The sequence below is a fragment of the Vibrio olivae genome, from assembly GCF_042428525.1.
Classification (GTDB): Bacteria; Pseudomonadota; Gammaproteobacteria; order Enterobacterales; family Vibrionaceae; genus Vibrio; species Vibrio olivae.
This window is the reverse complement of sequence record NZ_JBHMEP010000001.1, coordinates 663341-681814: the sequence shown is the minus strand read 5'-3', so window position 1 is coordinate 681814 and position 18474 is coordinate 663341. Positions and strand designations below refer to the sequence as shown.

Below are 18474 nucleotides of genomic sequence, written 5' to 3'. Positions count from 1 at the left end.
CAATGCAGCCTTTAATCGTTTTATAAATGAATTCACACCACCAGCCCAAACTCGACCACGGTTTTTTACTCACTCGCCAAGCACGTGATGTGTCTGGAAGCACCCAAATTGAACTTTGGGTAACAAACGAGCAGGGTCCTTGCCAGTTGCTGATCTATGGCGAGCGGCCTGTCTTTTTTATTGATAAGCAAACCGAGCAAGATGTCAGTGCTTGCGCTCGCAAGTTGCAAATTGGTGTCGAGATTAAAAACGTAGCGCTAAAAAGCTTTGAGCAAATCCCCTTGTGTGCCTGCTATTGCCATACGATTCGCGATGCTCAACGCTTAGCAAACGCGCTTAAAGAGCAAGAGGTTTTGGTGCTTGAAGATGATATTCGTCTCGCCGACCGATATTTAATGGAACGGTTTATTCGTGGTGGGATTGAATTTACAGGCACAGAGCAAGCCAGTTCTGGCTATCAAAAGGTCACACAGGCCAAATGTCGCACAGGTCATTACACTCCGAAACTGAACGTTGTCTCACTTGATATCGAGTGCTCAGAAAAAGGCCTTCTCTACTCTATTGGCCTAGATAGCCCGATGGATAGCCGAGTCATCATGGTCGGGCCGCCGGAGCCTAGTGAAACGCCTGTTCAATGGGTCAATAACGAACGCGACTTGCTTGCAGCATTAGTCGCTTGGTTTGAACAGTATGACCCTGATGTTATTGTCGGCTGGAATGTCATTGATTTTGACTTTCGTCTGCTTGATAAACGCGCTCAATGGCATCAAATCAAGCTCAAACTCGGTCGCGCTCAGCAGCCGATGTTTTTTCGCTCTTCATCGCAAACCCAGCAAGGATTCATCACCCTTCCTGGCCGAGTCGTGATGGACGGTATCGATACACTAAAGACGGCGACCTACCATTTTCGGTCTTGGTCACTTGAATCGGTATCGCAGGAGCTTTTGGGCGAAGGCAAGCAAATTCATAACGTACATGACCGAATGGCAGAAATTAATGAAATGTATCGCAATGACAAACCTTCACTGGCGAAATACAACCTGCAAGATTGTGTGTTAGTTAATAAGATTTTCTCCAAAACACACTTACTGGAATTTGCGATAGAGCGTTCGCGGCTTACTGGCGTTGAGTTAGACCGCGTTGGAGGCTCGGTGGCTTCCTTTACCAACTTATACCTTCCACAGTTACACCGCGCTGGATACGCTGCGCCTAATCTGCATTCTGAAAATTGGTTAGCGAGCCCTGGTGGCTATGTAATGGATTCAATCCCGAACCTCTACGATTCGGTGCTGGTTCTCGATTTTAAAAGCCTGTATCCATCCATCATTCGCTCGTTTTTAATTGACCCAATGGGGTTAATTGAAGGATTAAAGCTCGAGATAGGTAAACAGTCAAACCAAGCGGTTCCCGGTTTTCGTGGCGGGCAATTTCATCGCACTCAGCACTTTCTCCCTAAGATGATCGAAGAGCTGTGGGCCGCTCGCGATATTGCCAAAAAAAATAATGAACAGGCGTTTTCGCAAGCGATAAAAATCATTATGAACTCTTTTTATGGCGTGTTAGGTTCTTCAGGCTGTCGATTTTTTGATACTCGCCTTGCTTCAAGTATCACGATGCGTGGCCATGAGATCATGAAGAAAACCAAAGAACTGATCGAGAATAAGGGGTTTCAAGTCATCTATGGTGATACTGACTCAACGTTCGTGTCACTCAATGGGCAATACTCCGATCAGCAGGCGGATAAGGTCGGACAGGAACTTGTTCAATACATCAACCATTGGTGGCAATCGCATTTAGAACAAGAGTATCAACTCACCTCAATGTTAGAAATTGAGTACGAGACCCACTATCAAAAATTCCTAATGCCAACCATTCGCGGAGCGGAAGTCGGGTCGAAAAAACGCTATGCGGGCTTAGTGACCAAAGGCGGAGATGAGCGCATTGTGTTTAAAGGGCTTGAAAGTGCAAGAACCGACTGGACACCACTGGCCCAGCGCTTTCAGCAACAACTTTATAGCTTGGTGTTTCATGGCGAAGACCCTAGCCACTATATTCGTGAAATCGTAGAACAGACACAGGCTGGGGAATTGGATGAGGAACTCACCTACCAAAAACGTCTACGTCGCCGCTTAGATGAATACCAAAAAAACGTGCCGCCTCAGGTTCGAGCTGCCCGAATGGCTGATGAAATAAACGCCCAGCTAGGACGTCCTCTTCAATACCAGAATCGCGGGCGTATTGAATACGTGATCACGCTAAACGGGCCTGAACCCAAAGAGTATTTACGCAGTCCGATTGACTATCAACACTATATCGATAAACAGCTTAAACCGGTTGCCGATGCCATATTGCCGTTTATTCATTTGGAGTTTAAACAGCTGAGCGAACCACAGTTAGGACTTTTCTAACCGATTTTAAACTCAGTGCGTTTATATTGTTGAACTAACCACTCGCCGTAACTATCCAATAATCCGACCACCGAGCGTTTTGGTACTGCTTTTTCAAGGCGTAACAATAAACCAAGGCGTTCGATTTCCGTTAGCTTTTCAGGGTGGTAACGTAAGAAATGTTTGCCACAATCGATAGGGTCGTCATACCAATTTTTATCTTGTGGAATCACTAATGAGTAGCTTGCTCGCAGTAACTTTTTAGCAATCGCCTTTTGTGCTTGAATTTGGGCTTCGGGCTTATCTGAGCGTCCTATGCGGTGGCGGTATACCGCCAGCCAATCTTCCACATCCATATTCCAATGTTTAGCGATTTCCCAACTTGGTTCATAGTCTCCAAAGCACTCAGACAAATCATCCCCATACACACAGACCGCGCAGTGGCGAAGCAAAAAGCCCCAAGAGAACAGGCTATCTAAACTCGCCACCGTTTCCACCAACGCGGTTTTAAATGAAAGCTGCGTGATAAAAGGATACGCTTTTTGAAAACGCCACCTAATGGTATTCACTAACCCTGCTCTCTGCTCTTCAAAGCCACGATGAGTAACCACAACAATGTCTAAACCAGATTGACCAGGAACGGCAGTTTTACGCGCGACACTGCCATATACATAGATGCTGTGCAGGTTCTCGCCAAGCCCACTTTTCATAAAATGGATCAATTCCCGAAGCGCGGCGGCGTATTTAGGCTGAAACGGCTGTTTAGGGTCAAGGCTTGAGAGGATCATGTCTAGCAAACTGTTTGTTTTTATTGGAGGTGTTCTAATATTCTCTCAGAGCGAAATATGAATCAAGAAGAGATTCCTTATCCAGCGCGAATTGCTATAATGCGCGCCAACATTGACATTCACAAAGGAAACCGTCATGCCAAAGGCTAGCGAATTAAAGAAAGGTTTTGCGATTGATTCAAACGGCAAAACGTTGCTAATTAAAGATATCGAAATCACCACCCCTGGTGGACGTGGCGGCGCTAAAATTTACAAACTGCGTTGCACTGACGTGGCAACTGGCGCACGTTCGGACGAGCGATTTAAGTCTGATGATGTTGTAGAAACTGTCGAAATGAACAAACGTAATGTGTCTTTCTCTTACGTTGACGGCGATGAATACATCTTTATGGATAATGAAGACTTCTCTCAATTCACTTTCAAACAAGATGAAATTGCGGATGATTTACTGTTCATTACTGAAGAGATTCAAGGCCTACAGGTCGTTCTGATTAATGGCTCTGCGGTTGGCCTAGAGTTGCCCGCATCAGTCGAAATGGTGATTGAAGAGACGGATCCATCCATCAAAGGGGCTTCAGCATCGGCCCGCACGAAACCCGCACGCTTTAGCACAGGCCTCACCGTTCAAGTTCCAGAATACATTGCAACGGGTGATCGAATTGTGATAAACACAACTGAACGCAAATACATGAACCGAGCTTAATCATGCCAGATTTAATTTCTTACGACGATGTCATCGAAGCTGCTTACGATATTTTTCTGGAGATGGCGCCAGATAACCTAGAGCCCGCTGATGTCATTCTATTCACGGCCCAATTTGACGACCGCGGTGCTGCTGAAATCGTCGAAACTGGGGACGACTGGGTATCTCATGTCGGATTTGATGTAGACAAAGACATCTACGCTGAAGTCCGCATCGGCCTAGTCAATGAAGAAAATGATGAACTGGATGATGTATTCGCAAGGATGCTGATCAGCCGCGATCCAGAACACAAGTTTTGCCATATGCTCTGGAAACGTGATTAAAAAGACGAAGGTCTAGCATTCGCTAGACCTTCTCTACATTTAAGCAGCACACTTTTATCGGGTGTGTGAGCGGCAACAGGTTATTATTTATCGACCTTGATATTCTCTACACGGGCTTTCAATTTCTGTCCCGGTCGGAAGGTGACCACGCGTCGAGCTGAAATCGGAATATCTTCACCTGTTTTTGGGTTTCGACCCGGGCGCTCATTTTTATCGCGCAAATCAAAATTACCAAAACCAGACAGTTTTACCTGCTCGCCACTTTCAAGCGCTTTACGAACTTCTTCAAAAAACGCTTCAACCGTTTCCTTGGCATCCCGTTTACTGTATCCGAGCTTTTCAAACAGGTTCTCAGCCAATTCGGCCTTTGTGAGCGCCATAAAACTTCCCTCAAAGCTGTGTTAAACATAGCTGCCATACGACAGCGCCAAAGCATTTCGCCCAGCCAATCAACAACATATCGGCTTTTACATGGAAAGTGTATGCCAAGCTTATGATTTTCGCCAACTTTTTTAATGTTCAATTGGACATTAATCTGTAAAAACAACAACATAGGTAGTGGCAAAACTGGAATAACACGATAATTTTAGTTAACACCACCACGAAAAGCAGTCAAAAACACCAAACGTAAAAACCAATGCAGAATAAAAACCTAAACTTCAGAGTTTTGTAAATTTATCGTAGCGCGTCAAATGTAATAAAATCATACGTTTATATCGCACGCTTCCACAGTAAATCATTCCAAATAACGACATCCGTGGTCCAAGTCTACTGATAACTGACCAAAAAATAAGGCCAGCTTTCGCTGACCTTATTTCGATACAACCAATTCTGCGTCTTAACGCCTTATAAAAAGTGGAAAGTCGCGTTTAGAGAAAAGTTCTCGGCCTCGTCTTTGTCAAACGAGTAAACGTTGTATGAGGCACCAAAAGAAACAGGCCCCATCATAAAATATTCAGCGCCAATACCATACATCACATCAATATCATCATCTTTAAAACCATCGCTGTGCTGCGATTTCAGCTCATAACGATGCAAACCCGCTTTGGCGTATACATGCAGTGGACCGAAATCAATGCTCGGCTTCGCCGCAACATAATATGAGCTGCCCTTAAGATCACGTACCACACCACCGTAATTCACACCGTCGAATTCACCGTAGTTTTGTAAACCAGCTTCCAAACCAATAAATGGCAAAATACCCGTGCCAACGTGAATATTGTAGGATGTTGATGATTCACCATCCATTGTCGCTTGACCAACGCTGGCACTACCGTAAATCCATGAATCTGCAAACGCGGAAGTGGAAGCCCCTATAAGCGCAAGTGCGAGTAGTGTCTTTTTCATAATTACCTTCTCTAGTGTTTGACGCTAACGGCAACCGGTTGCCAGTTTCCCGTCATTAAATACAAGTCTCGTTGCATCAAAGCAAAATGCATACCGTAAACTTAGCATGCATCAATGGCATTTTTGACTCGCTTATCAGAAACTGGGTACGGTGTCCCAAGTTGCTGAGCAAAGTAACTGACGCGCAACTCTTCAATCATCCAACGTATCTCTTTCACCGAGTCGGGCGGCGTAACTCCTTTTGGAATTTTGCCAAGTAACGCTTTGTAATCTTGCCAAACCGCTTCAATCTTCAGCATATGTAAGCGATCTTTATTTGGGTCGATAGGAAGCTTTTCCATACGACGCTCTATCGCCTTCATATAGCGTAGAATATCTGGCAAACGTTTCCACCCACATTCGGTCGCAAACCCTTTAAAAATAAGCCCTTCTATCTGTGCTTTAATGTCAGAAAGCGCAAACGCCATTGTGAAGTCAACTTTACCTTTCAGTTTCTTATTAATGTTGAATGCGGTGGTTAAAATCGTTTCTACTTGCTGAGCAATATCAACAACCGTGTCACCAAGTTCTCCGCGAATTTGTTCTTTCAACTGCTCGAATTGCTCGGGTTCCCAAACCAAACCACCGTGCTGCTCAATCAATTTATCAACGCCACAGGCGATACAGTCATCGATCAGATCCATCACTTTACCGTAAGGATTGAAATAAAGCCCCAGCTTAGATTTATTGGGCAAATTCGCGTGCAAGTACTTAATAGGAGATGGGACATTCAGCAAGACTAAGCGGCGTTGCCCTTCCCTCATCACCGCTTGCTGTTCTTCTTCAGTCTCAAACAGTTTAATCTCGACACTGTCTTTATTGTCGACTAAAGCAGGAAACGCTTTGACTTCATAGCCACCACGTTTTTGCTGGTAGACTTTCGGTAACTCGCCGAAGCTCCAAGTGTGAAGCTCTTTCTGTTCTATGTCGTCGTCTGCCACTTTTGAAAGTGTCTCTTGGACTTGTTCTTTCAAGCTCTCTTTGAGCTCAAACAAATCTTTATTTTCTTTCAGTTTGCGGTTGCGGTGGTCAACAGCGCGGAAGGTCACTTTCAAGTGTTCTGGCACTTGTTCCATATTCCAGTTTTCGCGCATTATCTCCACGCCAGTCATACGGCGTAACTCTTTTTCAAGCGCATCAAGCAAAGGCATTTCCATCGGCGTAATTCGCCCAAGAAACGCATCCGCATAGTTGGGCGCTGGCACAAAGTTCTTGCGCAACGTTTTAGGTAGCGACTTAATCAGACTCACGACTAGCTCATGACGAAGCCCTGGAATTTGCCAGTCAAAGCCTGCTGGTTCTACTTGGTTTAGAATAGGTAACGGCAAGTGAACCGTGACGCCGTCACTATTATCACCGGGTTCAAACTGATAGCTCAACTTGAGTTTCAATCCGTTCTGATGCCAGAAGTTCGGATAATCAAGCTCAGTAATATGGCTCGCGTCACCTTTAAACAACATCTCTTTTTCAAAGTTCAGCAACTCTGGTTGCTGTTTTGATGTTGTATTCCACCACGTATCAAAATGGCGACCAGAAACCACTTCCGTCCCCACACGCTGATCATAAAAATCAAACAATTCATCATCATCAATCAAAATATCGCGGCGACGAGATTTGTGCTCGAGCTCTTCGACTTCTTGGAGTAGACGGCGGTTTTGTTTAAAGAACGCGTGTTTGGTCTCCCACTCGCCTTCCACTAAAGCGCTACGAATAAAAATCTCTCGGCTGACAACGGGATCAATATTGCCATAGTTGACTAAACGCTGGGCGACAATTGGCACGCCATAAAGCGTGACTTTTTCGTAGGCCATCACCGCTGCACGTTTTTTAGACCAATGCGGCTCACTATAGCTGCGCTTAATCAAATGTTTGGCGATAGGTTCAATCCACTCAGGCTGGATTTTGGCGATAATACGCCCCCAAAGTTTCGACGTTTCCACCAGCTCAGCGGACATGATCCACTTCGGCTGTTTCTTGAATTGTCCAGAAGCCGGAAAAATATGAAAACGCGCGTTACGAGCACCTTGATATTCGCTCTTCTCTTGGTCTTTAACACCAATGTGTGACAGCAAACCAACCAAAATAGCACTGTGTACACTTTGGTAGTTTGCAGGTTCTTGGTTGATTTTGAACTCCATGTCACGCATCGATTGATGAAGCTGGAAGTACACGTCTTGCCACTCTCGCAAACGTAAAAAGTTTAAATACTCTTGCTTACATTGACGGCGGAATTGATTACTTGATAACGCTTTTTGCTGCTCTTGAATGTATTGCCATAGATTCACAAACGTTAAAAAGTCAGAGTCTTCATGTGCAAAACGGCGATGTTTATCATCCGATGATTGTTGCTTATCACTCGGACGTTCGCGCGGATCTTGAATTGACAGCGCCGAGGCAATAATCATCACCTCTTTTAGGCAACCCAGTTTCGCGGCCTCAAGAACCATTCTCGCCAAGCGAGGATCAATCGGCAGACGAGCCAACTGACGTCCGGTTGCCGTCAGACGTTTCTTCGGATTGCTGGCTTTATCATTGATGGCACCAAGCTCTTCTAATAGACGCACACCATCTTGGATATTGCGTTTGTCTGGGGCTTCAACAAATGGAAAAGCTTGAATATCGCCCAGTCCAAGTGCCGTCATTTGCAAAATAACAGACGCTAAGTTGGTCCGTAAAATTTCTGGATCCGTAAACTCTGGCCGAGATAAAAAGTCCTCTTCCGAATAGAGGCGAATGCAAATCCCCTCTTCAACACGCCCACATCGGCCTTTACGCTGATTAGCGCTCGCTTGAGAAATCGGCTCGATCGGCAAACGCTGAACTTTGGTACGGTAACTGTAACGGCTTATTCGCGCCGTTCCGGGATCAATAACATATTTGATACTAGGCACCGTCAGTGACGTTTCCGCTACGTTTGTCGCTAATACGATTCGTCGTCCGCTATGGGACTGGAAAATCTTATTTTGTTCACCTGCAGACAAGCGTGCGTACAGCGGCACAATCTCCGTCGATTTTAGATTTCGTTTTGACAAAGCATCCGCGGTATCGCGAATCTCCCGCTCACCATTCATAAAGATCAAAATATCACCAAGACCTTCATCACACAGCTCATCAACGGCTTCAAATATTCCTTCCAATTGGTCACGGTCACTTTCGTCTTCGCCACCTAAAGGACGATAACGTGTTTCAACTGGGTAAGTACGGCCTGACACTTCGATGATCGGCGCATTATTGAAGTGTTTTGAGAATCGCTCGGGATCAATGGTCGCTGAGGTAATAATAACTTTGAGATCTGGACGTTTAGGTAACAGCTCTTTGAGATACCCCAAGATAAAATCAATATTTAGGCTACGCTCATGGGCTTCATCAATAATGATGGTATCGTACTGATTTAAAAAGCGATCATGCTGAATTTCAGCCAGTAGAATACCGTCGGTCATCAACTTGATTTGAGTGTTATCTGAAATCTGATCGTTAAATCGGACTTTGTAACCAACGAACTCGCCAAGTGACGTTTCCATCTCTTCAGCAATCCGATTAGCCACAGAACGCGCCGCCAAGCGTCGCGGTTGAGTATGGCCGATAAGACCAAATTTACCTCGACCAAGCTCAGTACAAATCTTAGGAATCTGTGTGGTTTTACCTGATCCTGTTTCACCGGCAATGATCACCACTTGATGCTCAGCTATCGCAGCAGCAATATCGTCTTTTTTCTGACTAACTGGCAGGATTTCTGGATAATTAATTTTCGGCTGAGCAATTTGCCGCTGTTCGGCATATGCCATCGATTTAGCGATATCAAGGGCAATTTCATCAAATACGGCGTTGCGTGCGTCTGGATTCTTGATTTTGTTGGCGCCAGAAATGCGTTTACTAAGACGAAAACGGTCTCGAATCATGCATTCACTAAGCGCTTTTCGAAGTGCTGCCGCACTGTTTGCGCTGGCAGACACTTGAGATGCTGTGTTCGGCTGTGACGAAGTCAAAGCGTATCCTATTCAATTCTTAACTAAAAACTAGGCGAATTGTATCACAGCCATTTAGTGATGTGATCGCTTTACTAAGTTATTCAAGCCCTCTAAAGGGCTCAGGTGGCCTCATTAACGAGCATTGAATCACATGTGTAAAGCATTGCTAAACACAAGCTCAGCCGCGCTAGTCATACGGACACGCGTTATCTCAACTTTTGTCTCACTTAAGATAGAAAATCATCGGCTAGTCAACAAAGCAATGCGTTTATCCCGCCACGTGCCAATAATCTCGCCGAGGTTCGGGGTTCGCTTTAAACCGCTCTGAAAGGTCACTGAGCAACAGTTCACTTACTGACGCTAACTTCGAAAACGCCCGTGATTTTGTCGCTATCTGAAAACGTTGTAAAAAGAAGTCACTCCAAGTCAATAAGTGCTGCTCGAGTAACTCTTTAGACAGTGCAGATTGACGATTCTCTAGCAGCAAACTCAACACCATCATCATCAAACCAAAGTGGTCTTCAGGCTCTTTTTGATTGGGTTGAAATGCCACGCCGCAGCGTTGCAAAAAATCTCGGTATGTCACGGTCGAATCACCAAACAATATCGCTTCTTTATCTAAATAGGCTGAGCCCCAAGGCGGCGCTTTCATCTGTTCAACACCACAAAATAGGCGGTCGTATTCCAGCCCTAATTGCTCACCATCCGCTTGACGAAAGGCATCAATCATTTCAGCGACAGGCGTGACGGTCACCGCTGTTTCTTGATGGAAAATATCGGATAAGTGAGAATCTTGATAATCGTCTGGATGGTAATAAAACAGTGCACCACATAATTTCAATAACACTTCGGTATCTTGGTCTGTCAATTGGGAAAAATTCATCATCACTCCAAAAGCCACGGCGCCCATGAGACATCCCGCAACTAGGTCATTAGTACAAACCAGACGTAAAGCGTATTCCGTAGAAAATATTACGCCCCAATAGCCCATCATAAGCTAAGCGACTAACGCCATTGTAAGGAACGTTTGTCGCATCTTCGCGTTTAGTCAATCAACACCGCTAACCAATCATTAATCGCAGCCACTTTTGCAAATCATAAAAGCGTGCGTCGCTCATAAGGCGAATCAGATAACGTTATCAGATAACAACTCACATCACTCCGAGCGTCAGATCCGTAAAATACAAACTCGTTTACGGTGTCGAGCGAATTCCACGCAGGTACAGTGTCAATATAGTAGACGTTCACCATCGCAAACTTGAAAACCACACCAATAATCAAAGATATGACATGGCTTAATTTCCGTATTAACTCTGAACCAAGCTCGGTGACACAGTCGTTGCCGACAACCATTCGCGTCGCGATACAGTTTAATAATCCAATTCGGGTGAGTGAGAGGTCGTTTTAATCTCTTGACGTCGCGGGCTCAAGCCTATCCATTCATTGATGATTATTTTTGATTAGAATCAACGATGAGCGCCAGAGCGTAAAAAGCCGACAGCAAGTTTTAAATCTGAAACACAGTAAAATCATAACTGTTATCAAACAGTAAAAATAAAGCCCAGATTTATAGTTTTTAATGATGCGTTTCACTGTTTTTATCGGCGATAAAAACACAGGCTTTGGTGCGCTGTCTTAAATAAAACGTGAAATTTCCCGATGCACAACCATAACGTTTTGAAAAATAAGTCGCGCTATTTGTTCAAAAATACCGCGTTCAAATTTATGTTTTCGTACAAAACGCCGTTACAATAAGTAGATATGTAAACAATGTGCGAACCATAGTGAAAGCATCCGAGTTAAAAAACCTGTTATACGCAATACCCAATGACCCAGACATTGTAACCGGCGATGAGTGGCTTCCAGAACAACTGGTTGAAGCCCGCATCGAAGGTGACTTGTTGTTTTTCAAATTTGATAATGCTCCTGAAGAGTCACAAGGTGAAGAAGAAGGGCGTGGTTTCGTCGAACATGAAGTTAAGATGATTCGTCAGCGTTTAGCTCAGCTGCTTGAAGAGCCTTCTAATACTGAGACAAAAACGGATGCCCTTCTCGCTCTTGTTCTCATGGCGCATGAGCTTTCGAGTTCTGAGGTCATTGAAATACTTGAACAGCCAACCATTCCCGCCTACGTTTCGCGTGGCGATTCGTCGTCCTAAATGACCTCACCGTTCAAAGTTTGACCTGTTACTGTTGTATTACGTATATAAAGGTTGTGAAACATATTCACCATCTCCATGTCTAACTGTAAGTGGAACGTAAAAAGGGGAGCGCTATGTTTAGTTCAATTACATCGGTATTTAAACAATTTTTAGAAGGCAATGACCTCAATCAAACGGTGCAAGCGGATCCTCAACTGGCCATCGCTAGCCTGTTATATGAAGTGTCTAATGCGGATAAAGACGTCGACGACGGAGAACAAAAAGCTCAGATCCATCTTTTACAAGGGTTATTAGAAACCGACGAAACTCATGCACAAGAACTGCTCTCTAAGGCGAAAGCCAAGGTGGCAGAATCAGCTTCTTTGTATGATTTTACGTCACAATTAAGAGCGTTGGAGCAAGAGAAACGTTACCAGTTGATTGAAGCCATGTGGCAAGTGGCTTATGCCGATCAGGAACTCGATCCATTGGAAGAAGCGGTCATTCGCAAAACCGCAGAGTTACTGTATGTCGATCACAGCGAGTTTATTCGAGCCAAACTCTCCGTCACCGGGGAAAAGTAATCGACTATAGAATTCTGAGTGCTAGCTTTGCAAGGTTGTAAGCGTCAACATAACCTGAATGTTGGCGCCCTTCCCACTCAATATCCAGTGCTTGCTGAGCATCACGATGACCAATACGCTTGTCTTTCATACGGTACTTCATTCGATATAATGTCGCTAAGTTAAGGAATTCACGGAAAGGCATATCAATGCCCTTTTCTTGGCATTCTCTGGCTAAAATTTGGTCATCGCGCCCCCATGACGCATAGATTTTATTCGCACCACCAAAGTTTTTGATCATCGATTGGATTACGCTTGATAAAGGGCGGCCTTGTTTTTGAATTTTGCGCGGCGTAATGCCTGTTAACTCAACACAAAACAGAGACACTTCATCATGTTCCGGGCGAACATAGTACTGGGCTCGTTTGACAATTTCGCCACGCACTAAATCAATCTCTGCAAGTCCGATCTCAATAATTTCCCCGGTGGTTCCGACGCCGTTTTCATTCCAACAACACATTTCAAGATCGAAACACACGATACGGTTATGATTCATTGCTTGCCTTTCGTTGATTTAGTCAAAGCGCAGTATTCTACCTGAGTGATATTAAAAAAACGAGAATCAAGCGTTGTACCCTCTTTTTTGTTCAAAAACAGACCAAACAACGCCTGAGACTCAAGTTTACAACGCATTTCTTGAAGCCAATAAACTTGAATATGCTAACATTCGTCCATATTTATCCGAACACGTGGCGATAAGCGCCGAAGCGAGCATTAACTCGCTTATTCAACTGAGAACACATCATGAATTTTGATTTACAAATGATCCCTCAAACTTTCGATATGCTGCATGCAGGTCTAGCCGCAACGACGGTTCTGTTTTTACTCATCGCAATAACCAAAAAATCGAAAGTGATTGAGAAAACCGTAGAGAAACCCGTCGAAAAAATCGTCGAAGTTGAAAAACCAGTTGAAAAGATTGTTGAGGTCGAGAAAGTCGTTGAAGTCGAAAAAGTGGTTGAGAAAGTGGTTGAGGTTGAATCCAAGCTAGCAACCGCATCCACTGATTCAGCGATGCAATTGCTGTCTCTCATGCAGCAAGATGCGCGCCTGATTGATTTTCTTCAAGAAGATCTCACTGCATTTTCTGACGAAGAGGTGGGTGCGGCCGCTCGTGTGATTCACACAGGTGGTCAAAAAGTATTGAGCGACTATGTGAGCCTAGAGCCAATTCGCAGCGAAGACGAAGAGACTCGAATTACTATTGAAGATGGTTTCAACCCTCAGCAAATTCGTTTGGTCGGAAATGTCACGGGGCAAGCACCATTTACTGGAACCTTAGTTCACAAAGGTTGGAAAGCGACAGCGATGAACTTACCTAAATTGGCAGAAAACTACGATGCGTCAATCATCGCCCCAGCAGAGGTAGAATTATAATGGAAGCCACAATGCCAACGACCAATGCGCCAAGATACAGCGTCGGTATTGACCTTGGAACAACGCACTGTGTGCTGTCATTTATTGATACTCACAACGAAGATGCTCACGTTGAGGTGATGTCTATTCCTCAACTAACGGCGCCAGGTAATGTTGAAAGCCTCCCTCAACTCGGCTCATTTTTGTATCAGCCACACGAGCATGAAATGAATGCCTCAGCTCGAGTGTTACCTTGGACAACCGAACCGAGCGCCTTAGTCGGCGCGATTGCACGTAATTTAGGTTCCAAAACACCAATTCGCTTGATTGCGAGCGCTAAGTCTTGGCTTTGCCATAGTGGTGTTAATCGCCGTGATGCATTTTTACCCGCTGGCAGTCCTGAGGAGGTCGACAAAGTCTCGCCTCTGCAAGCAACGCAATGCTATTTGGAACATTTAAAGCAGGCGTGGAACCACACCCATCCTGATTTTCCACTGCAAGCTCAGGATGTCACCATCACTGTCCCAGCCTCCTTTGATCCAGCGGCGCGTGATCTTACGGCTGAAGCCGCTAGAAACGTGGGCTTTGAGCATTTAACCTTACTGGAAGAGCCGCAAGCTGCACTGTACAACTGGATCGATAATAGCGGTGACGCTTGGCGTGACCAAGTCAGCGTCGGTGATATTGTATTGGTGGTGGACATAGGCGGGGGCACGACTGATTTATCTTTGGTTAAAGTGACCGAACAAGACGGAAATTTAACACTGGAACGTATTGCCGTTGGCGAACATATTCTGCTTGGCGGTGACAACATGGACTTAGCCTTAGCTTATCGTTTGAAAGTCAAGCTGGCGCAAGAAGGGAAAGAACTTCAGCCTTGGCAAGTTCAAGCAATGACACACGCCTGCCGTGACGCCAAAGAAGCACTGCTTAACGATGCAACGCTACAGTCAGTACCTATTGTTGTACCTAGCCGTGGCTCTAAACTGCTTGGCGCGACGCTCAAAACTGAACTCACTCAGCAAGAAGTACAACAAACTCTTGTGGATGGTTTCTTCCCACAAGTTACGGTTGATGAGCACCCGGTTCAACGCACACGAGGCGCATTAACTCAAATGGGCCTACCCTATGCGCAAGATGCAGGGATTACACGCCACATTGCTGCATTTTTGGCTAAGCAAGCCGGCGCTGCTAGTGATGCGAATAATGCTCAACAAGGGTTTGATCCCTTTGCCAATATGCCCGGTATGCCTTCGCAGCCAGCCAGTACCGATTTCATTAAGCCAACGGCAGTGCTCTTTAACGGTGGCGTGCTGAAATCAACGTTGCTCGCTGATCGGCTCACCTCAACCATTAATGGGTGGTTGATTGAAGCGAACGAAGAAGATGCTAAGCCATTAACAGGTGTTGACCTTGATCTGGCGGTTGCCAGTGGCGCTTCCTATTATGGCGCCGTGCGTCGTGGTCAAGGGGTACGAATTCGAGGTGGCCTCGCCTCTTCTTATTATGTCGGTATTGAGAGTGCGATGCCGGCGATTCCCGGTATGGCAGCACCGATGGAAGCATTATGCGTTGCGCCTTTTGGCATGGAAGAAGGCTCCAGTTTGGATGTCCCTAGCCAAGAGTTTGGATTAGTTATTGGCCAACCGGTCCATTTCCAATTCTTTGGCTCAACCACTCGCCGTGACGATCAGGTTGGTACCCATATTGATTACTGGACGCCAGAGGATCTCACAGAACTACCAGAGATCCGAGTCACGCTGCCTGTTTCTGAAGGGCGCACTGAAGGTGAAGTTGTCCCCGTCCGACTAGCTTCGCGTGTCACTGAGCTTGGCACCTTATACCTAGAAGCTATCGCGAGTGATAACGGGCAAAAATGGCATGTGGAGTTTGACGTGCGTGAAGACGCCGCCCAACAAACTGACCTCGCCTCTTAATTAGCATTAACGGCATCCTCAAGGGTGCCGTTTTTCATCAAATCAAAGGTTATATTTTATGACTGCGCCTCGTTTTCTTGTCGGCATTGATTTAGGAACGACCAATACCGTCGTTGCGTTCTGTGAGATCGAAGATGACCTCCAACATGCTCCTGTCTCGTTATTTGATATCGACCAATTGATTAGCCCCGGAGAAGTTGTCCGTAAACCACTGCTGCCATCGTTTCGCTATCATCCGGCTCAAAGCCAGATTGCAGCATCAGATTTAATGTTACCTTGGGAAAATCAACCCGTTGAAGGTGATATCAAGCATGTCATCATTGGCGAATGGGCTCGAGAACTCGGCGCAAAAGTTGAAGGCCGCCAAGTATCCAGTGCCAAAAGCTGGCTTTCGCATCCAAACGCAGATCGTCACGCGGATATTCTTCCGTGGGCAGGCGCTCAAGATGTGGATAAAGTCTCGCCGGTGCTTGCCAGTGCAAGCTATCTCAATCATATCCGTCAATCATGGAACTATCGACACCCAAGTCACCGCCTCGAAGATCAAGAAGTTGTGGTGACGGTTCCAGCCTCGTTTGATGAGACCGCGCGTAAGTTAACTCTAGAATCCGCAGAGCTTGCCGGACTGTCAAATATCGTATTATTGGAAGAGCCACAAGCGGTTTGCTATGACTGGTATGCGCGCCATCAAGACAGCGCGTCAGCATCGCTAAAATCATTGCCGCTAATGTTAGTGTGTGACGTTGGTGGTGGTACCACGGACTTAAGTTTGATTGAAGCGAAATTTGAAGGCGACGAATTAAGCCTCAACCGGATCGGTGTTGGCGAGCATTTAATGTTAGGGGGGGATAACCTCGATTTGGCACTCGCTCATATGGCAGAGCAGCGTTTTAATCAAAACAAAAAGCTCAATGCGGCGAATCTCAGTAAACTCATTCAGCAAACTCGAAAAGCCAAAGAAACACTGCTTTCACACAATGCACCCGATGAAATCAAAATCACTATGTTGGGCAGCGGTTCAAAACTGCTGGGGGGAACCAAAAGCATTGCTTTGACACAGCAAGAGGTTCATCAAATTGCGTTAGAAGGTTTTTTTCCACTGAGTGATTTTACTCAATTGCCTGATAAACGTCGTAGTGCAGTGGTTGAATTTGGCCTGCCTTACGTCGCAGACCCCGCCGTAAGTAAACATATTGCAGAGTTCTTAACACAGCACCAAACCGTTGCTAAAGCAGCATTAGCGCATGAACAGGATTCTCCTGCCATTCCTGTTGGGTTGTTGCTCAATGGAGGGGTATTTAATAGTGAATTAGTTACCGAGCGGGTAACCTCTTTGCTTGAAAACTGGCGTGGGTCTGACGTTACTGTCATGAATAACCCCCATCCCGATTGGTCAGTTGCCTTAGGTGCAGTCGCCTTTGCAAAAGCTCGTCGTGGTGCTCAACTTCGCATCGGAGGGGGCTCAGCACGTTCTTATTTTCTTCATTTACAGGAGAAAAATAAACTTGGCCGAGCGCTATGCTTATTAGCCAAAGGCACAGAGGAAGGACAAGAAATTCGACTTAGTGGCCGGCGATTCTCTTTAACGCTGGGTGAGCCGGTAAGATTTAATTTGCTCACCTCAACACACGATCTCTTTAACACAGACACTCAGGTTCAAAACGGACTGGTCGTCGACATTGATCCGGATCTGTTTATGCCTTTACCTCCTTATATCGCGACACTGGACGGCGAAGGGAAAACGCTGGAAGCCAACCAAAAAGAGCGGGTTGAAGTTCAACTGGCTTGCCAACTGACCGAAGTCGGTACGCTTAAAATGGAATGTGTAAGTGTTGAAGATGATAGTAAACGCTGGGCATTAGAATTTGAAGTTCGTAACCAGCAAGCAGACGATAACGAACCGCCGATGCTTTCTCCTCGCTTAGAGCAAGCTAAAACACACATTGGTAAACTATACAGTGGCAATAAAAAAAGCGCGCAAAACAATGAAATTAAAACGCTAACCAAAGACCTAGAAAAGTTATTAGGAAAACGCGATGAGTGGGACTTTAGCACGCTTCGCCATTTATTTGATAGCTTTGCACTGGGGCGCAAGCGCCGCAGACGTTCTGAACAACACGAGAAAAACTGGTTTCGTTTAGCTGGGTTTTCAATGCGTCCCGGTTTTGGGGCGGCCACTGATGCATGGCGTATGGAGCAAGTATGGGCGCTGTATCCGCAAGGCTTGCAGTTTCATAGCCATCAAGCGTGGAGTGATTGGTGGGTGTTTTGGCGTAGAGTCGGTGGTGGATTAAACCAGGAGCAACAAGAGGCTATCCTTGCAGACATCGCAAAATATCTGCACCCAGGGGCGATGAAGAATCCACAAAGTGCCAAGACGGCTCACGAGATGGGTTATGAAGCCATGGTCCGTCTTGCCGCCTCTCTTGAGCATCTTGATGTCGAAGATAAAGCGTTATTAGCCAGTTGGTTTATCAGTAAAGCCATCAATCATCCCCAGTTTGTTCAAGCGCATTGGTGGGCCGTAGGCCGATTAGCCTCGCGAACGCCATTTTACGGTAGCCAACACAACGTTATTTCTCGTGAACAAGTTGAACAATGGTTACCTAAGTTGCTGGACCAAGATTGGCAAAAAGAGCCAATGATTGCGTTTGCCGCCGTGATGATGTGTCGAAAAACCGGAGACCGACAATTCGATATTCACGATGAATTTCGAGCCCAGGTTTTATCGAAACTCAAACAAAGCCGCGTCCCTAGCTCATGGGTAGAATTGGTTGACCAGATCAAAACATTATCGGAAAGTGAGTCAAAACGCGTATTTGGCGATGCCCTACCCAATGGGTTAACGTTGCTTTAAATCCT

15 protein-coding genes are annotated in these 18474 nt (G+C 45.6%); 8 read left to right on the top strand and 7 right to left on the bottom strand.

The genetic code is table 11. The annotated features are described in order from the left end of the window. The first annotated feature begins 26 nt into the window (after positions 1-26). Positions 27-2408: a DNA polymerase II gene (locus tag ACFFUV_RS03190; RefSeq protein ID WP_390189628.1), complete on the top strand. Its 2382-nt coding sequence runs from the start codon at positions 27-29 to the stop codon at positions 2406-2408. Here the strand turns inward: ACFFUV_RS03190 and ACFFUV_RS03185 are convergent. Continuing rightward, on the bottom strand, positions 2405-3175 hold the full coding sequence (locus ACFFUV_RS03185; protein WP_390189626.1) for a nucleotidyltransferase domain-containing protein: 771 nt from the start codon (positions 3173-3175) through the stop codon (positions 2405-2407). The genes ACFFUV_RS03190 and ACFFUV_RS03185 overlap by 4 nt on opposite strands. A 136-nt stretch (positions 3176-3311) precedes the next feature. Between ACFFUV_RS03185 and yeiP the strand changes: the two genes are divergently transcribed. After that, complete coding sequence (gene yeiP / locus ACFFUV_RS03180; RefSeq protein ID WP_390189625.1) at positions 3312-3878, top strand: elongation factor P-like protein YeiP; 567 nt, start codon at positions 3312-3314, stop codon at positions 3876-3878. 2 nt (positions 3879-3880) lie between these two features. Further along, positions 3881-4201, top strand: coding sequence for an HI1450 family dsDNA-mimic protein (locus tag ACFFUV_RS03175; protein ID WP_390189623.1), 321 nt, complete (start codon positions 3881-3883; stop codon positions 4199-4201). An 83-nt stretch (positions 4202-4284) separates the two neighbouring features. Here the strand turns inward: ACFFUV_RS03175 and ihfA are convergent, their stop codons facing one another. The 5 genes from ihfA to ACFFUV_RS03150 all read right to left on the bottom strand — a co-directional run bounded on the left by ihfA (position 4285) and on the right by ACFFUV_RS03150 (position 10908). Then, positions 4285-4581: an integration host factor subunit alpha gene (gene ihfA / locus ACFFUV_RS03170; protein ID WP_093272440.1), complete on the bottom strand. Its 297-nt coding sequence runs from the start codon at positions 4579-4581 to the stop codon at positions 4285-4287. A 466-nt stretch (positions 4582-5047) separates the two neighbouring features. After that, positions 5048-5548 carry an outer membrane beta-barrel protein gene (locus tag ACFFUV_RS03165; RefSeq protein ID WP_390189621.1) on the bottom strand — a complete coding sequence of 167 codons (501 nt, stop codon included), beginning with the start codon at positions 5546-5548 and terminating at the stop codon, positions 5048-5050. 101 nt (positions 5549-5649) lie between these two features. Next, complete coding sequence (gene hrpA / locus ACFFUV_RS03160; RefSeq protein ID WP_390189620.1) at positions 5650-9573, bottom strand: ATP-dependent RNA helicase HrpA; 3924 nt, start codon at positions 9571-9573, stop codon at positions 5650-5652. Between the two features lie 250 nt (positions 9574-9823). Next, positions 9824-10441: a molecular chaperone TorD family protein gene (locus tag ACFFUV_RS03155; protein ID WP_390189618.1), complete on the bottom strand. Its 618-nt coding sequence runs from the start codon at positions 10439-10441 to the stop codon at positions 9824-9826. 209 nt (positions 10442-10650) lie between these two features. Further along, complete coding sequence (locus ACFFUV_RS03150) at positions 10651-10908, bottom strand: DmsC/YnfH family molybdoenzyme membrane anchor subunit (protein ID WP_390189616.1); 258 nt, start codon at positions 10906-10908, stop codon at positions 10651-10653. Between the two features lie 431 nt (positions 10909-11339). Here ACFFUV_RS03150 and ACFFUV_RS03145 point away from each other — a divergent pair, with 431 nt between their 5' ends. Together ACFFUV_RS03145 and ACFFUV_RS03140 are read left to right on the top strand one after the other, a co-directional pair. Continuing rightward, entirely contained in the window at positions 11340-11714 is a 375-nt protein-coding gene (locus tag ACFFUV_RS03145; protein ID WP_390189614.1) for a VC1380 family protein, read from the top strand. 116 nt (positions 11715-11830) lie between these two features. Beyond that, positions 11831-12280, top strand: coding sequence for a tellurite resistance TerB family protein (locus tag ACFFUV_RS03140; RefSeq protein ID WP_390189612.1), 450 nt, complete (start codon positions 11831-11833; stop codon positions 12278-12280). A 4-nt stretch (positions 12281-12284) separates the two neighbouring features. Here ACFFUV_RS03140 and ACFFUV_RS03135 read toward each other — a convergent pair whose 3' ends face one another. Further along, entirely contained in the window at positions 12285-12815 is a 531-nt protein-coding gene (locus ACFFUV_RS03135) for a 3'-5' exonuclease (protein ID WP_390189611.1), read from the bottom strand. A gap of 248 nt (positions 12816-13063) precedes the next feature. Between ACFFUV_RS03135 and ACFFUV_RS03130 the strand changes: the two genes are divergently transcribed. From ACFFUV_RS03130 to ACFFUV_RS03120, 3 genes are read left to right on the top strand one after another with little or no spacing between them, the layout of a single operon-like run. Then, positions 13064-13696: a DUF2760 domain-containing protein gene (locus ACFFUV_RS03130; protein ID WP_390189610.1), complete on the top strand. Its 633-nt coding sequence runs from the start codon at positions 13064-13066 to the stop codon at positions 13694-13696. Between the two features lie 11 nt (positions 13697-13707). Then, positions 13708-15612 (top strand): Hsp70 family protein, encoded by a 1905-nt coding sequence (locus ACFFUV_RS03125; RefSeq protein ID WP_390189608.1) that lies wholly within the window; start codon positions 13708-13710, stop codon positions 15610-15612. Positions 15613-15670: 58 nt separating this feature from the next. Further along, on the top strand, positions 15671-18469 hold the full coding sequence (locus ACFFUV_RS03120; protein ID WP_390189606.1) for an Hsp70 family protein: 2799 nt from the start codon (positions 15671-15673) through the stop codon (positions 18467-18469). Positions 18470-18474: the final 5 nt, after the last annotated feature.

What these genes read in the sequence shown, in the direction of transcription:
- ACFFUV_RS03175 (WP_390189623.1), top strand. Translation starts at nt 3,881, where the DNA reads ATGCCAGATTTAATTTCTTACGACGATGTCATCGAAGCTGCTTACGAT.
- ACFFUV_RS03120 (WP_390189606.1), top strand. Translation starts at nt 15,671, where the DNA reads ATGACTGCGCCTCGTTTTCTTGTCGGCATTGATTTAGGAACGACCAAT.
- ACFFUV_RS03165 (WP_390189621.1), bottom strand. Translation starts at nt 5,548, where the DNA reads ATGAAAAAGACACTACTCGCACTTGCGCTTATAGGGGCTTCCACTTCC.
- ACFFUV_RS03140 (WP_390189612.1), top strand. Translation starts at nt 11,831, where the DNA reads ATGTTTAGTTCAATTACATCGGTATTTAAACAATTTTTAGAAGGCAAT.
- ACFFUV_RS03190 (WP_390189628.1), top strand. Translation starts at nt 27, where the DNA reads ATGAATTCACACCACCAGCCCAAACTCGACCACGGTTTTTTACTCACT.
- ACFFUV_RS03185 (WP_390189626.1), bottom strand. Translation starts at nt 3,175, where the DNA reads ATGATCCTCTCAAGCCTTGACCCTAAACAGCCGTTTCAGCCTAAATAC.
- ACFFUV_RS03150 (WP_390189616.1), bottom strand. Translation starts at nt 10,908, where the DNA reads ATGGTTGTCGGCAACGACTGTGTCACCGAGCTTGGTTCAGAGTTAATA.
- ihfA (WP_093272440.1), bottom strand. Translation starts at nt 4,581, where the DNA reads ATGGCGCTCACAAAGGCCGAATTGGCTGAGAACCTGTTTGAAAAGCTC.
- ACFFUV_RS03130 (WP_390189610.1), top strand. Translation starts at nt 13,064, where the DNA reads ATGAATTTTGATTTACAAATGATCCCTCAAACTTTCGATATGCTGCAT.
- ACFFUV_RS03155 (WP_390189618.1), bottom strand. Translation starts at nt 10,441, where the DNA reads ATGATGAATTTTTCCCAATTGACAGACCAAGATACCGAAGTGTTATTG.
- ACFFUV_RS03125 (WP_390189608.1), top strand. Translation starts at nt 13,708, where the DNA reads ATGCCAACGACCAATGCGCCAAGATACAGCGTCGGTATTGACCTTGGA.
- ACFFUV_RS03135 (WP_390189611.1), bottom strand. Translation starts at nt 12,815, where the DNA reads ATGAATCATAACCGTATCGTGTGTTTCGATCTTGAAATGTGTTGTTGG.
- yeiP (WP_390189625.1), top strand. Translation starts at nt 3,312, where the DNA reads ATGCCAAAGGCTAGCGAATTAAAGAAAGGTTTTGCGATTGATTCAAAC.